This window comes from Amycolatopsis sp. NPDC006131 (assembly GCF_040614175.1).
GTDB classification, from domain to species: Bacteria; Actinomycetota; Actinomycetes; order Mycobacteriales; family Pseudonocardiaceae; genus Amycolatopsis_E; species Amycolatopsis_E tucumanensis.
The window spans coordinates 1-13,673 of the sequence record NZ_JBEXTX010000156.1 but is presented as its reverse complement, the minus strand read 5'-3'; the positions used below and the strand labels follow the sequence as shown (position 1 = coordinate 13,673).

At 70.7% G+C, this 13,673-nt stretch carries 12 protein-coding genes, 1 tRNA gene and 1 pseudogene; 6 read left to right on the top strand and 8 right to left on the bottom strand.

The features are described 5' to 3' along the window. From ABZ215_RS40525 to ABZ215_RS40510, 4 genes and pseudogenes are all read left to right on the top strand, one after another. Window positions 1-562, top strand: a pseudogene (locus ABZ215_RS40525) (aldehyde dehydrogenase family protein); the annotation flags it as partial. Between the two features lie 2 nt (window positions 563-564). After that, window positions 565-933: a DUF779 domain-containing protein gene (locus ABZ215_RS40520; RefSeq protein ID WP_354710139.1), complete on the top strand. Its 369-nt coding sequence runs from the start codon at window positions 565-567 to the stop codon at window positions 931-933. An 11-nt stretch (window positions 934-944) separates the two neighbouring features. Then, a complete protein-coding gene (locus ABZ215_RS40515; RefSeq protein ID WP_354956030.1) occupies window positions 945-2,807 on the top strand; it encodes a propionyl-CoA synthetase in 1,863 nt (620 codons plus the stop codon). Between the two features lie 289 nt (window positions 2,808-3,096). Next, window positions 3,097-3,474: a hypothetical protein gene (locus tag ABZ215_RS40510; RefSeq protein ID WP_354956028.1), complete on the top strand. Its 378-nt coding sequence runs from the start codon at window positions 3,097-3,099 to the stop codon at window positions 3,472-3,474. Window positions 3,475-3,486: 12 nt separating this feature from the next. Here the strand turns inward: ABZ215_RS40510 and ABZ215_RS40505 are convergent, their stop codons facing one another. The 5 genes from ABZ215_RS40505 to ABZ215_RS40485 form a co-directional block, all read right to left on the bottom strand. Further along, window positions 3,487-4,227, bottom strand: a complete 741-nt coding sequence (locus ABZ215_RS40505) for a lysyl oxidase family protein (protein WP_354956026.1) — start codon at window positions 4,225-4,227, stop codon at window positions 3,487-3,489. Window positions 4,228-4,389: 162 nt separating this feature from the next. Then, the gene (locus ABZ215_RS40500) at window positions 4,390-4,665 is read right to left on the bottom strand and encodes a hypothetical protein (RefSeq protein ID WP_354956024.1); all 276 of its coding nucleotides are present in this window, start codon (window positions 4,663-4,665) and stop codon (window positions 4,390-4,392) included. A gap of 422 nt (window positions 4,666-5,087) precedes the next feature. Continuing rightward, window positions 5,088-5,161 (bottom strand) — tRNA-Leu (locus tag ABZ215_RS40495). A 42-nt stretch (window positions 5,162-5,203) separates the two neighbouring features. Beyond that, window positions 5,204-6,529: an NAD(P)/FAD-dependent oxidoreductase gene (locus tag ABZ215_RS40490; protein ID WP_020419385.1), complete on the bottom strand. Its 1,326-nt coding sequence runs from the start codon at window positions 6,527-6,529 to the stop codon at window positions 5,204-5,206. 84 nt (window positions 6,530-6,613) lie between these two features. After that, window positions 6,614-7,354 carry a uracil-DNA glycosylase gene (locus ABZ215_RS40485; protein WP_354956022.1) on the bottom strand — a complete coding sequence of 247 codons (741 nt, stop codon included), beginning with the start codon at window positions 7,352-7,354 and terminating at the stop codon, window positions 6,614-6,616. Here ABZ215_RS40485 and ABZ215_RS40480 point away from each other — a divergent pair. Continuing rightward, window positions 7,353-8,825 (top strand): peptidase S10, encoded by a 1,473-nt coding sequence (locus ABZ215_RS40480; RefSeq protein ID WP_354956020.1) that lies wholly within the window; start codon window positions 7,353-7,355, stop codon window positions 8,823-8,825. The two genes, ABZ215_RS40485 and ABZ215_RS40480, sit on opposite strands and share 2 nt — an antisense overlap. Before the next feature lie 94 nt (window positions 8,826-8,919). After that, window positions 8,920-9,126 carry a hypothetical protein gene (locus ABZ215_RS40475; protein WP_354956018.1) on the top strand — a complete coding sequence of 69 codons (207 nt, stop codon included), beginning with the start codon at window positions 8,920-8,922 and terminating at the stop codon, window positions 9,124-9,126. A 44-nt stretch (window positions 9,127-9,170) separates the two neighbouring features. Here the strand turns inward: ABZ215_RS40475 and ABZ215_RS40470 are convergent, their stop codons facing one another. The 3 genes from ABZ215_RS40470 to ABZ215_RS40460 form a co-directional block, all read right to left on the bottom strand. Then, window positions 9,171-10,907 (bottom strand): S8 family serine peptidase, encoded by a 1,737-nt coding sequence (locus ABZ215_RS40470; protein WP_354956016.1) that lies wholly within the window; start codon window positions 10,905-10,907, stop codon window positions 9,171-9,173. Window positions 10,908-10,989: 82 nt separating this feature from the next. After that, on the bottom strand, window positions 10,990-11,943 hold the full coding sequence (locus ABZ215_RS40465) for a Ppx/GppA phosphatase family protein (protein WP_354956014.1): 954 nt from the start codon (window positions 11,941-11,943) through the stop codon (window positions 10,990-10,992). A gap of 9 nt (window positions 11,944-11,952) precedes the next feature. Continuing rightward, a complete protein-coding gene (locus ABZ215_RS40460) occupies window positions 11,953-13,107 on the bottom strand; it encodes a lytic murein transglycosylase (protein ID WP_354956012.1) in 1,155 nt (384 codons plus the stop codon). Window positions 13,108-13,673 lie beyond the last annotated feature (566 nt).

The window sequence follows — 13,673 nt, the reverse complement described above, 5'->3', positions numbered from 1 at the left end:
CGGGTTGGTCAGCAGCTGCAGGCCGTGCCGCGCCATCCACTCGGCCTCGCGCTGGTAGTAGTTCGTGGCGAACAGGTTGTTCACCGCGCGCCAGTTCCTGTCCTACATCGACATCGGCAAGCAGGAGGGCGCGGAGGTCCTCACCGGCGGCGGGAAGGCCGACCTCGGCGGCGAGCTGGCCGGCGGCTACTACATCCAGCCGACGGTGTTCGCCGGTGACAACAAGATGCGGATCTTCCAGGAGGAGATCTTCGGCCCGGTCGTGTCGGTCACGAAGTTCGACGACTACGACGACGCCATCAAGATCGCCAACGACACACTGTACGGGCTGGGCGCGGGTGTCTGGTCGCGCGACGGCAACACCGCGTTCCGCGCCGGCCGGGAGATCCAGGCTGGTCGCGTGTGGACGAACTGCTACCACGCCTACCCGGCGCACGCGGCGTTCGGCGGCTACAAGCAGTCCGGCATCGGGCGGGAGACCCACAAGATGATGCTCGACCACTACCAGCAGACGAAGAACCTGCTGGTGTCGTACTCGCCGAACGCGCAGGGGTTCTTCTGATCATGAGCCGGGTGGATCTCACCGACGCCGCCGCGGACCTGCTGCGGCGGCTGGCCGGACAGCACGGTCCGCTGATGTTCCACCAGTCCGGTGGGTGCTGTGACGGCAGCGCGCCGATGTGCTACCCGGCCGGGGAGTTCCGCACCGGCGGATCCGACGTGCACCTCGGCGACCTCGCGGTCGCCGGGGTGCCGGCCCCGATCCCGGTGTGGATGTCGGCCGCGCAGTTCGAGTACTGGCGGCACACGCACCTGACGATCGACGTGGTTCCCGGCCGGGGCAGCGGGTTTTCGCTGGAAGCCCCGGAGGGTGTGCGGTTCCTGATCCGGTCGCGGTTGCTGACCGACGAAGAGTTGTCCGAACTGGACTGAGAGGACGGGGCATGGGCGGGTACGCCGGCGTCTACGAGGAAAGTCTGCGTGATCCGGAGGGTTTCTGGACCTCCGCCGCATCGGCGATCAGCTGGACGCGGCAGCCCGATCGCGCGCTGGACGCCGAGCGCCCGCCCTGGTACCGGTGGTTCCCCGGCGGCAGGCTGAACACCTGCTACAACGCGCTGGACCGGCACGTCGCCGCCGGGCACGGTGACCGCGTCGCCCTGATCTACGACTCGCCGGTCACCGGTTCGTCGGCCCGCTTCACCTATACGGAGTTGCTGGACGAGGTATCCCGGTTCGCCGGAGCGCTGCGCGGGCTGGGCGTCGAGCGCGGCGACCGGGTGGTGCTGTACCTGCCGATGATCCCGCAGGCGGTGATCGCGATGCTGGCGTGCGCGCGGCTGGGTGCGGTGCACTCGGTGGTGTTCGGCGGGTTCGCGCCGAAGGAGCTGGCCGTGCGGATCGCCGACGCGCGGCCGAAGGTGGTGGTGTGCGGTTCGTGCGGCATCGAGCCGACGCGGGTGATCGAGTACAAGCCGATCGTCGACGAGGCGATCGCGTTGTCCGGCGAGTCGCCGCAGGTGGTCGTGTTCCAGCGGGAGCAGGTGCAGGCCGCGCTGCGACCGGGCGAGCACGACTGGGCCGATCTGGTGGCGAACGCTTCGCCGGTGTCCTGTGTGGAGGTTGCCGCGACGGATCCGTTGTACGTGCTGTACACGTCCGGCACGACGGGCAAGCCGAAGGGCGTGGTGCGGGACAACGGCGGGCACGCGGTCGCGCTGGCCTGGTCGATGGCGAACATCTACGACATCGGGCCGGGCGACGTGTGGTGGACCGCGTCCGACGTCGGGTGGGTCGTCGGGCACTCCTACATCGTCTACGGACCGCTGCTGGTGGGCGCGACGACCGTGCTGTACGAAGGAAAACCGGTCGGCACGCCCGACGCCGGCGCGTTCTGGCGGATGGTCTCGTCGTACGGGGTGAAGGCGCTGTTCACCGCGCCGACGGCGGTGCGGGCGATCAAGAAGGTGGATCCGTCGGGTGAGTTGCTGCGGGACATGCCGACGCTGCGGACATTGTTCCTGGCGGGCGAGCGGCTGGATCCCGAGACGTACCACTGGGCGACGGCGCGGCTCGGGGTGCCGGTGGTGGACCACTGGTGGCAGACCGAGACGGGGTGGGCGATCGCGGCCAACCCGCGCGGGCTGGAGCCGTTGCCGTTGAAGCCGGGCTCGCCGAGCGTGCCGATGCCCGGTTACGACGTGCGGATCCTGGCGGAGTCCGGCGAGGAGCTGCCGCGCGGCGCGGAGGGCGCGGTGTGCGTCCGGTTGCCGCTGCCGCCGGGCACGCTGCTGGGCTTGTGGAACGACGACTCGCGGTACGTGTCGTCGTACCTGTCGCGGTATCCCAGGTACTACCTGACCGGCGACGGTGGTTTCGTCGACCAGGACGGCTACCTGTTCGTGATGGGCCGGACCGACGACGTGATCAACGTGGCAGGACACCGGCTGTCGACGGGCGCGATGGAAGCCGTGCTGGCGGCGCATCCCGCGGTGGCGGAGTGCGCCGTGGTCGGGGTGGCGGATTCGTTGAAGGGCCAGCTGCCGCGGGGTTTCGTCGTGCTGAAGGCGGGCGCGTCCGCGGAGGGCCTGGAGGAGGAGCTGGTGGCCGCGGTGCGCCGGGACATCGGCGCGGTGGCGGCGTTCCGCTCGGTGACGGTCGTGGACGCGCTGCCGAAGACGCGATCGGGCAAGATCCTGCGCAAGTCGATGCGAGCGATAGCCGAAGGCCGCGACGAGGCGGTGCCGTCGACCATCGAGGACCCCGCGGTGCTGGAGAAACTGCGCGAGGTGCTGTCATCGGGGTAGGGAACCGTCGCGGGATCCTCGATCGCGGAGACGGCCACAAACGACAAGAAGTCGCTTCGACTGCCTGTCCTCGAGCTGCTGCGCGGCCTCGACGGTGGCGGGCCGTAGGTCCTCGGCCGCGACGGACCGGAGCCCCGCCATCTGACCGAGGCCACCCCGCGGATTCGCCACCGCACCCGGCAGTTGTCCACCCGCACCACGGGAGCCCAGCCAGGCCGTTGGCCACACCGGAAAGCCAACGTCCGAAAACCAGGCCGGAAAACGTCCTCCCCCACCGCATACTGGTCGGGTGCGACTGCGGACCCACATTGCCAACTCGCCGGCTGTCGTCGATCATCGGCTGGATCCCTACCGCGACCGCGTCGCGCGGTTGCTCGACTCCGACGGCCGGACCGCGGGCTACCTGCTGTTGCTCACGCAGGTCTGGTACGAGGCGCGCGGGCCTTGGTGGCGCCGCACTTGGTCGGCGGGCGTCGAGAGGCTCGACTGGTTCGCCGAGGTGCTCACCGACGGCGAATGGCTCCACACCGACGGCGGCTGGATGTACACCGAGGACGCCGTCGCCGAACTGTCCTCCGGCACCTTCGACTGCTACGGCCGGGAATTCGCGATCAGCTGGTTGACCGGCGACGAGGCGGCCGAAGCCCGCGGGCGGTTCGGCGTCTGAGACCGGAGCCGTTCAGGCGGCCGGGCCGTGTGCGAGGACCCGCACCGACGGCCGGCCCTTCCGGCTGGTCAGCGAGAGGTCCACCCACGTCGCGTTGTTGGTGCGGTCCGCCTCGGTGAAGTGCCCCTGCGCGTCGGCCGTGGCGATGAGCCGGTAGTGGCCGTCGGGGAGGCCGGTGATGTCCACGAACTGGTCCGGCAGCGTCGACGCGTACCGGTCCGCCCACCCGACGGACAGCCCCATCGTCACCGTGAGCGAACCGCGGTCCCCGCAATCGCTTTCCGAGTACACTTTGGACCGCGGGGCACCGGGCAGGGAGCGCCGGTAGGAGTTCGTGTCGTAGAAGCAGAACCCGGCCTTCGCGGCCACGCTCACCACGCCGCCGTCCAGCCGCACAAGCTGGTAGGTCTCGAGGTCGCGGATGTGCCAGTGGTCGTGCCCGTCGCCGCCGTACACGAGCCCGGCCGGAACGCCCACGTCCGCCCGCGAGCCATCCGCCCGCGAGACCCGCTGCACGACCCGGAACGGCGCGTCCACGGACACGCGGGACGCCTCGACCTCGAACGGCCCCCGCCCCACGTTCACGATCGTCGCCGAGAACCGGAGCTGCTGCTGGCCTGCCGGGCTCGTCGTGACCTTCACGTCGCTGAGCGGCGCCATGCCGAGGTCGGGACGCAACTCGTCCTCGGCCGACGCCACCCCGGGGACGAACAGGAGAGCCGCCAGCACAAGCAGCCCGATCCGGCGGAGCACGGTTTACCTCCGGCAACAGTCAGCGGTTGCCGGAAACGCACCCCGCGCTCGGCCACATCGACATCGACGCCAGACGATCTTATTGCCTCCACAGGCGCTGCGCCCGCCGGGCGGACAGCAAGATTGCGGGCCAAGCACGGTGATGACCCCGCAGCACGGTGCTCATTCGGCCGAAGAGGACTCCAGGCCCTGGTTCGCGTCCTTCCAGAGTCGCCGTGCGCGGTGCCGTATCCGCTGCGTCGCGCCGGTTCTGCTGACCTCGTCGAGGACGCCCAGCAACGCGGAGACCGGATGACCGCCTTCGAGCCAGTCCAGGGCACGGGCGGACCAGTAGTCGCTGCCACTGGTCAGCGCGAGACGCAGCAGTTCCTCCCACGGTGGGTCAGCAGGCACCCCGGCGGTCGCGCGTTCGACCTCGGCGTAGTGGAGCTCGAGCATCGGCAGCAGGGGCACGAGCCAGTCCAGCGAGTGGACGCGCCCGGCCCGTCATCGAGCACCCACCGCCCCTGGCCGTCGAGACCGAGCACGCGCCCGCCCGCCTGAAGCACGGGCTGCCAGTCGATCTCGTCCACGCCGTCGGCGTCGGCCACACAAAGCGGTCGTCCCAGGCATCTCCGCTGGCGGGCAGGCCCGGGTGGCTCGCCTCGAACGCACCCGTCACATCGACGTCGCCCGAGCGCTGCTGATCGCTTGCGCGCCTTGGGTGGTTTCGGGAGGTGCTTCGATCGAGGTGCGGCGGTCGGCAGCCCGCGATCTTTACGAACGTGGGCCCCAGCGTTGGAGCCACTTATCACGCGCTCAGCCGGCTGAAGCTGCTGATCTCACGATCCTCAGCCCCAACACCCTGACCTGCGATCCAGTGCCCCCGACGGGGTTCGAACCCGCACTGAATCGATTTTAAGTCGACTGCCTCTGCCGGTTGGGCTACGGGGGCACCGTCAGCCTAGGCGAACGGCCCCCGCGGCCCCAGCGCAGGTCAGGACTTCGAAGCCCGCGTGAACTCTTCCTTCGGGTTGTTGATCTGCCCCAGCGACACGACCTCGCGCCGGAACAGGCCGCCCAGCATCCAGTCCAGCAGGATGCGCACCTTGCGGTTGAACGTGGGCATCGCCTTGAGGTGGTAACCGCGGTGGAAGAGCCAGGCCGGGAAGCCCTTGATCTTCAGGTTCAGCGCGTCCGCGACGCCCTTGTGCAGGCCGAGGCCGGCCACCGCGCCGAGGTTCTTGTGGAAGTAGTCCACCGGCTGGCCGCCGCGCAGCGTCTTGATGATGTTCTTCGCCAGGTGCCGCGCCTGCCGGACCGCGTGCTGCGCGTTCGGCGGGCAGGTGGCCGTCGGGTCGCTCTCGGTGCGCGACAGGTCCGGCACCGCGGCGTTGTCGCCGGCGGTCCAGACGTCCGGGTGGCCGACGACCTGCAGCGCGGCGGTCGCCTCGACCCGGCCGCGCTTGTCGATCGGCAGGTCCGAGTTGGCCAGCACCGGGTTGGCCTTCACACCGGCGGTCCAGATGATCGTGTCGCTGTCGAACTCGGTGCCGTCCGAGAGGACCACCCGGCCGTTCTCGAACGACTTCGCCGCCGTCGACAGGTAGACCTCGATGCCGCGCTTCTCCAGCTGCTCGACCGTCCACACGCCGAGCGTCTCGCGAACCTCGGGCAGGATCCGGCCCGCGGCCTCGACGAGCACCCAGCGGATGTCCTCCGGCTGGATGTTCTCGTAGTACCGCGTCGCGAACCGGGTCATGTCCTCGAGCTCGGCCAGCGCCTCGATGCCCGCGAACCCGCCGCCGACGACGGTGAAGGTGAGCAGGCGCTTGCGCAGCTCGGGGTCCAGCGTGCTGGCCGCCTCGTCGAGCTTGGTCAGCACGTGGTTGCGCAGGTAGATGGCCTCACCGATGGTCTTGATGCCGATGCCCTCTTCGGCGAGACCGGGGATCGGCAGCAGCCGCGGCACGGCGCCGAGCGCGACCACGAGCACGTCGTAGTTCAGCTGCTCGATGTGCCCGTCGGCGGCCTCCACCGTGACGGTCTTGCGCTCGTGCTCGATCTTGTTGACCCGCGCCGTCAGGACGTGGCAACGCTTGAGCACGCGCCGCAGCGGCACCACGACGTGGCGCGGTTCGATGGCCCCAGCCGCCGCTTCCGGCAGGAACGGCTGATAGGTCATGTGCGGCTGAGGGTCGACGATCGTCACGGAGGCTTCGTTGGCGCGGAGCTTCTTCTGGAGTCCCAACGCGGTGTAGAGCCCGACGTAACCGCCACCCAGAATGAGGATCCGAGTCGGTTCCGACTTCGCTGCGGCCATAGGCACATCTTCCCACTCCCACGAGCTGGGCGCTCGTAGACCCTCCCCACCTGTGACCAGGGTCGCGGACCAGCGCGAAACGATTCAGAGGAGCCCGGCCACAGCGGCCGCACGGCCCAGCACGTCGCGCAGCATGGCCGGGGTGAGGCGTCCGGTGAAAGTGTTCTGCTGCGAGACGTGAAATGACCCAAAAAGGTGAAGATCGGGGGTCCCGGACAGGACGATGTGAGCGCCGTGGCCGAACTTGGGCGCCGGTTTCGGCACCGCCCAGGTCTGCGCCAGCACCGGCAGCAGCGCCTGCCAGCCGAACGCGCCGAGCACGACCACCGCGCGGAGTGTCGGAAGTAACAGCTCGAACTCCCGCACCAGCCAGGGGCGGCAGTTGTCCCGCTCCGAGGGCAGCGGCTTGTTGGCAGGCGGCGCGCACTTGACCGGCGCGGTGATGCGGACACCCCGCAGCTCCAGGCCGTCGCCGATGTGGGTGGACGTCGGCTGCGACGCCAGCCCGAGGTCGTAAAGCGCCTGGTAGAGGAAGTCGCCGGAGCGGTCGCCGGTGAACATCCGGCCGGTGCGGTTCGCGCCGTGCGCGGCCGGGGCGAGCCCGACGATGGCCAGCGACGCGTCCGCGGGCCCGAACCCGGGCACCGGGCGGCCCCAGTACGTCCAGTCGGCGAAGGCGGCCCGCTTGGTCGCGGCGACCTCCTCGCGCCACTCGACGAGACGCGGGCAGCGGCGGCATTCGCTGACCGCCGTGTCCAGTTCGGCGAGGGTGCGGGGCTTTCGTCGGGTCACATCGTCAGTGTGCTCCGCTAGGTTGGCGATCATGCCGGAAACCCCCGAAGAGGAGACGAAGACCGAGGCCGCGCCCGAGCCGAGCGACGACCTCGTCACCACCCAGCACACGCTCACGGTCAAGCGGCGCAAACTCGCCTACACCGCCCAGACCGGACGAATCGTGCTGCGCAAGGAGGTGCACACCGACGGCAAGTTCGACGGGCACACCGCCAAGGCCGAGGTGTTCCTCACCTCCTACACGCTGGACGGCGCGGAGCCGGGTTCGCGGCCGGTCACGTTCGCGTTCAACGGCGGCCCCGGCTCGGCGAGCGTGTGGCTGCACATGGGCGTGCTGGGGCCGCGGCGGGTGGTGTCCGGCGACGTCGACTCGCCCGAGCCGCCGCCGTACCGCGTGGTGGACAACCCGGAAACCCTGCTGGCGCACAGCGACCTGGTGTTCATCGACCCGGTGTCCACCGGCTACTCACGGCCGAAGAAGGGCGAAAGCACCAAGGAATACCTGGGATTCACCGCCGATGTGGAGTCCGTCGCGGAGATCATCCGGCTGTGGACGTCGCGCAACGGCCGGTGGCTGTCGCCGAAGTACCTGGCCGGCGAGTCGTACGGCACGCTGCGCGCGGCGGCGCTGGCCGGGCACCTGCAGGAGCGGCACGGGTTCTACCTGAACGGCCTGATGCTCATTTCGAGCGTGCTGGACTTCGGCACGATCCGCTTCACCGAGGGCAACGACCAGCCGTACCCGCTGTTCGTGCCCACGTACGCGGCGATCGCGCACTACCACGGCAAGCACGGCAAGCGGAAGCTGGCGGACGTGCTGGCCGAGGCCGAGGACTTCGCCGCACGCGAGCTGCCGTGGGCGCTGTCGCGGGGTTCGCGGCTGACGCCGGAGGAGAAGGCGGCGGCGGTGCGGAAGCTGGCGTCGCTGACCGGGCTGGACGAGTCCTATGTGGACCGGGTGAACCTGCGGATCGAGCACGTGCGGTTCTTCACCGAGCTGCTGCGGGAGCGCGGCCTGACCACGGGCCGGATGGATGGCCGGTTCACGACGTGGGAGCCGGACGGCGGACGCGAACTGATGAGCGACGACGCGTCGGTGTCGCGGATCATCGGGGCGTATTCGGCCGGTTTCAACCACTACGTCCGGTCCGAGCTGGGCTACGAGAACGACCTGCCGTACGAGGTCCTGTCGATGGACGTGGTGCGGAACTGGTCGTACTCGGAGTTCGAGGGCCGCGCGGTGTCCGCGGTGGAGGCGCTGAGCGCGGCGATGCGGGCCAACCCGCACCTGAAAGTGCACGTGGCCCTGGGCTACTACGACGGCGCGACGCCCTACTACGCCGCCGAGCACGTGCTGGCGCACCTGCAGATCCCGGAGAACCTGCGCGGCAACATCGAGTCGGCCTACTACCCGGCCGGGCACATGATGTACGTGCACGAGCCGTCGCGGGTGCAGCAGTCCAAGGACCTGGCCGAGTTCGTGCGGTCGAGCAGCAACCGCTGACGGCGCGTGCCGCCCCGCTCGGCGCGCGGGCGGCACGGTGAGTTTTGCTCCACTCGGAGCAGTTGGTTCCCGGCAAGCGGGGAATCCGGCCGCTGTGGCGGAGGAACCGGACCCGGCGGTGCTCGCCTCGATGCGCCGCCGCCTGCGCGTCGGCTCAGCCCTGGTGACGGTCGCGCTGCTCACGGCGGTGCTGGCCGTCGCCGTCGGCTGGGTGAGCATCTCCACGGCCGCGGCTCCGATAGCCGGTCTCACTGTCGGCGCTGCCCTCGGCTGGTGGCAGTACGCGCACATCCGCGCGTGAAGGGCCGCCCCCGCCGGTGCGGGAGCGGCCCTTCCGTCACCACCTCAGCCGCGCAGGTACGCGGCTCCCCTGGTCACCGCGGCGTAGGCGTCCACCGCTCCGTGGCCGTAGAAACCGTTGAACGACGGGCTGCCCTGGCAGGTCGCGGTGTACGAGTCGTCCCGGCCCTCGTCCAGGTAGTCGACCGTCGCGGGGACCGGGCACGCGATCGGCGCCGCCGTGCCCTCGATGATCCGCTGCACCGCGTCCGGGCTCATCGTGATCCCGCCGCGGCCCGCCCGGCCGTACTCGGACACGATCAGCGCCGCCACGCCGCTCGCGTGCGGGGTGGCCATCGACGTGCCCTGCAGGAACTGGTAGTACGCCGCCCGGCCGTCCTTCGTGACCGCCTTCTGCACGCCCGCGGCCGCGCCTTCGGGGGTCACGTTGCCGTCCGCGTCGATCATGCCCTCGGCGACACCGACGTTGCGCGGGTACGCGGACAGGATCATGTTCTCGTTGGTGCGGTACCAGTCCGTGCCGAACCCGTCGCGGAAGAAGCCGCCCGGCGCGGACACCGAGATCTGCTCCAGGCCGTAGTTCGAGTAGTCCGCCTTCGCGCCGGACGGGCCGAACGCGGAGACCCCGATGGTGTGCGGTCCTTCGACCGGCAGCGACAGGCAGGTCGCGTTGTCGATCGTGCGCGGGTGCGCCGACGACGCCGGGTAGTCCGGGCTCGTCGTGTCCGGCTGCGGCGCGCCCAGGTCGGTGTGCTGGTTGCCCAGCGCCGCGACCTCGGTGACGCCCTTGCGGTAGGCGTAGTTCATCGCCCGCGTCATGGCCTCGGTGATCGTGCGCTGCTCGATCTGCTGCTCGGCCGAGTCCGCGGGGTTCGAGGCGCAGTTGTAGAGCCACGGGTCGACGTAGAAGGACATGTTGACCACGTCGATGCCCGCGTCGCCGGCGTAGGTCAGCGCGTCGACGACCGGCTGGAGGAAGAAGAGCCCGTAGTCCTGGCCCGCGCGCAGGTTCACGATCGTCACGTTCGGCGCGACCCCGGAGATGCCGAACCCGTCCGCGGCCGCGGCGATCGTGCCGGCGACGTGGGTGCCGTGCCCGTTGTCGTCGTGGTCGGCGGGGTCGACGCAGCCGCGGAACTCGCACGGCCCGTCCACGACCGCGCCGGTCGGGTCGGTCGGGATGTCGCGGGTGAAGTTGCGGGACGCGCCGCGGTCGAAGTTGGGGGCGATGTCGGGGTGCGTGCCGTCCACGCCGGTGTCGATGATGCCGACCTTGACGCGCTTGTCGCCCGGCTGCACGGTGCGCGACATGTCCGAGCGCACCGACTTGAGGCCCCACAGCTGGTCGTCCAGCGGGTCGGTGCCGGTGGCGCCGGTCGTCGCGCCGCTGCTCTTGGGCGCCTGGCGGCCTTCCTTCTCCACGTCGGGCCGCTTCGGCGCGACCTTGCCGGTGGGGGCGTGGCCGATGGCCGTCGCCTTCGCCGCGCCGTAGACGGCGTCGTCGGCCGACACGCGTTGCACGAAGCCGTTCGCCGGGGCGGTGGCCGTGATCAGGCCGACCGCCGTGTTGGTCCGCACCACGGTTCCGCCGGCCTCGCGGATGGCCTGCTCGGCGGCGGCGACGCTCTGTTCGCCGGAGGCCAGCACGGTGAACTCCGTGGCGGGCCCGGACAGCGCGGCGGGTTGTGCGCTCGCGCTGGGAAGAACGACGGCCCCGCCGATCAGCGGGACCGCGAGCGCCGCGATGAGCAACCTGGTTCGTCTCAAGGAACTCCTCCTCATCAGGGTGAGGAGGAACCTACCTTCCGGATCGCCCGATCCGGTACGAAAACCCTACCTTCGTCGGGTGCGGGAGCCGCGCGGCTCAGGCGAGCGAAAGCGCGATCCCGTCGAGGATGTCGTGCTCGCTGACCACCAGTTCGGCCGGCCCGCCGCGGCGCCCGATCTCCTCGGCGAGGATCTGCACGATCAGCCCGCCGCCGCCGATGACGTCGACGCGGCCGGGGTGGATCACCGGGTTCGCGGCGCGCGCGTCGTGGTCGGCCTCCAGCAGGTGCCCCGACACGCGGGTGATGTCGGCCGGGGTCAGGCGCGACAGGTGCGTCCGCTCCGAGTCGTACTCGGGCAGCTCCTGGGCCACGGCGGACAGCGTGGTCACCGTGCCCGCGACGCCGATCCAGGTGCGGGCCTTCGACACGTCCACCACGTCGAACGCCTCGGCGAGCACACTGGTGGCGAACTCGCGCGCGGCCACGATCTCGTTGGATGTCGGCGGGTCCGACTTCAGCGCGCGCTCGGTGATCCGCACGCAGCCGATGTCGACCGACTTCGCCGCGGTGACCGAGGCGCGCTTGCCGTCCCACTCGCCGAGCACCAGCTCGGTCGAGCCGCCGCCGACGTCGACCACCAGGAACGGCCCGTCGTCCGGGTCCTGCTCGCCGACCGCGCCCATGAACGACAGGCGAGCCTCCTCGTCGCCGGAGATCACCTCGGCCTCCACGCCGAGGACCTCGCGCGTCATCGCGAAGAACTCGTCGCGGTTGCTCGCGTCGCGGGTCGCCGAGGTGGCGACCATGCGGACCTTCTCCACGCCCTTGCGCCGCGCGGCGATGGTGTAGTCCTTCAGCGCGGCGCGCGTGCGCTCCAGCGCCTCGGGGGCCAGCCGTCCGGTCGCGTCCACGCCCTGCCCGAGCCGCACGATCCGCATCTCCCGATGCAGGTCACGCAGGTCGAAGGTGCCGTCGTGACGCTCGGTCAGCTCGGCCACCAGCAGACGGATGGAGTTCGTTCCACAGTCGATCGCGGCAACACGGGGCATGCGCCCACCCTACGGGGTCGGCCCTGTCGTCGAACCCGTGGTCGAGGTCTGCGCGCCCGTCTCGGGCGGCGCGCACGGCGGCAGCGTCTCCGACGTGGGCGGCGCCGTGGTGGCCGTCGTCGGGGTCGGCGGCGTGGTGCTTTGGCAGGTCGGCGTGGTTTCCGGGGGCGGGGTCGTCGTGGTCGTCGTAGTTGTGGTGGTGGTGGTCGTCGTCGTGGTGCGGCTCGTGGTCGTGGTGGTGGTGCCCAGGTCGGTGCGCCCCGACGGTGACGGCAGGGTGCTGGGCGGCGGCGCGGCGAGGATCGTCGGCGGCGGGGTGACCGGTGGCGGGGTCGGGACGGCGGTCGCGGACGGCGCGCCGACCGGCACGTCGCTGTCCGGCAGCAGGGCGACACCGCTGCGGTAGGCCTCGGCCCAGCGGATCACCGTTTCGACGTAGGCGTCGGAGTTGTTGTAGCGGTAGATGGCGGCGCGCAACTGGGCCGGGTCGGCGAGGTCCAGACCGCCGGAGCACAGGTAGCGCGCGGTGGCCAGGGTGGCGTCGTAGATGTTGTTCGGGTCGGCGACGCCGTCGTGGTTGCCGTCGGCGCCGTAGAAGTTCCAGGTGGTCGGGATGAACTGGGTGGGGCCGACGGCGCGGTCCCACACCGTGTCGCGGTCCCAGCGGCCGCCGTCGCTGTCCGGGATCGCGGCCACCGGGCCGACGCCGTTGAGCTGCGGGCCGAGGATGGGCTCGCGGGTGGTGCCGTTCGCGTCGACGTATCCGCCGCGCGCGTGGTTGGACTCGATGCGGCCGATGCTCGCGATCAACGCCCAGTCGATGTGGCACTCCGGGCGCTCGAGGGTCATGACGTCGGCGGCGTTGCGGTAGGCCTTGAGGGCGGTGCCGGGGATGCCGAGGGGGCCGGTGGGCAATTCCTCCGCGGGGACCGGTTCCGGTGGTTTCGGCAGCTCGCCGTTGACGCTGACGCGCAGGATCTCCGGCGGCGCGCCCTGGATCGGGCCGATCGCGCGGTTCTGGTCGACCGGGGTGGTGGCCGTCCAGGTTTCGGTGCCGCCGCCGGCCAGGCCGGCCGGGATGACGGCGAGCACGCCGCCCATCGCGGCGAGCGTGGTCTTGTGGGCCAGGCCGATTCTTCGCGCCTTGCGGCGGGCAGCCCTCACACGAGTCCGGCGCACATCCTCATCCCTCCCCGAGCGGCGACACATCCGATGCTGAACCGCGGGATGTGAAGTCCGTGTTACCGAGAAGGTGATCGTCGGAACCGGCCAGAAGTGTTAGCCGGAAGTTCCGACGTTGGTAGGGGTTTTTGTGCGGCGGGTGCGGGTTTTTGTGGCACGAAGTGGCCATCGGTGGGTGGGCGAGTGGGAATGTCGTGGGGGTGCGGGGCTTTCGCGTGGTTGGGTTGTGCGGCGAATTGGCGGATTGCTTGCGGCCGAACGGTGCAGTGGTGGGTGGCGCCGGTTGAAAGGACCGTTCAACGGAGGCGTGCTCAGCCGGCAGCGCCCAGCGCCGGCAAGCAGAGCGGCGAGTGCCGGTGGACTCGGCGGGGGCGTAGCGTCGGCGGGCTCGACGCCTAGCGGGGCGTAGCGCCGACGGGCTCGACACCCGGCGGGGCGTCGCGCTGGCGGGCTCGGCATCCAGCGGGACGTACCGCCGACAGACTCGACGCCCGGCGTGGCGTAGCGCCAGCGGGCTCGACCCCCATCGGCGTCACGCTGGCGGGCTC

Excerpts from the sequence above, each read along its gene's own strand:
- ABZ215_RS40520 (WP_354710139.1), top strand. The coding sequence starts at position 565 with ATGAGCCGGGTGGATCTCACCGACGCCGCCGCGGACCTGCTGCGGCGG.
- ABZ215_RS40470 (WP_354956016.1), bottom strand. The coding sequence starts at position 10,907 with ATGAGGAGGAGTTCCTTGAGACGAACCAGGTTGCTCATCGCGGCGCTC.
- ABZ215_RS40515 (WP_354956030.1), top strand. The coding sequence starts at position 945 with ATGGGCGGGTACGCCGGCGTCTACGAGGAAAGTCTGCGTGATCCGGAG.
- ABZ215_RS40500 (WP_354956024.1), bottom strand. The coding sequence starts at position 4,665 with ATGCTCGAGCTCCACTACGCCGAGGTCGAACGCGCGACCGCCGGGGTG.
- ABZ215_RS40485 (WP_354956022.1), bottom strand. The coding sequence starts at position 7,354 with ATGATCGCCAACCTAGCGGAGCACACTGACGATGTGACCCGACGAAAG.
- ABZ215_RS40465 (WP_354956014.1), bottom strand. The coding sequence starts at position 11,943 with ATGCCCCGTGTTGCCGCGATCGACTGTGGAACGAACTCCATCCGTCTG.
- ABZ215_RS40480 (WP_354956020.1), top strand. The coding sequence starts at position 7,353 with ATGCCGGAAACCCCCGAAGAGGAGACGAAGACCGAGGCCGCGCCCGAG.
- ABZ215_RS40490 (WP_020419385.1), bottom strand. The coding sequence starts at position 6,529 with ATGGCCGCAGCGAAGTCGGAACCGACTCGGATCCTCATTCTGGGTGGC.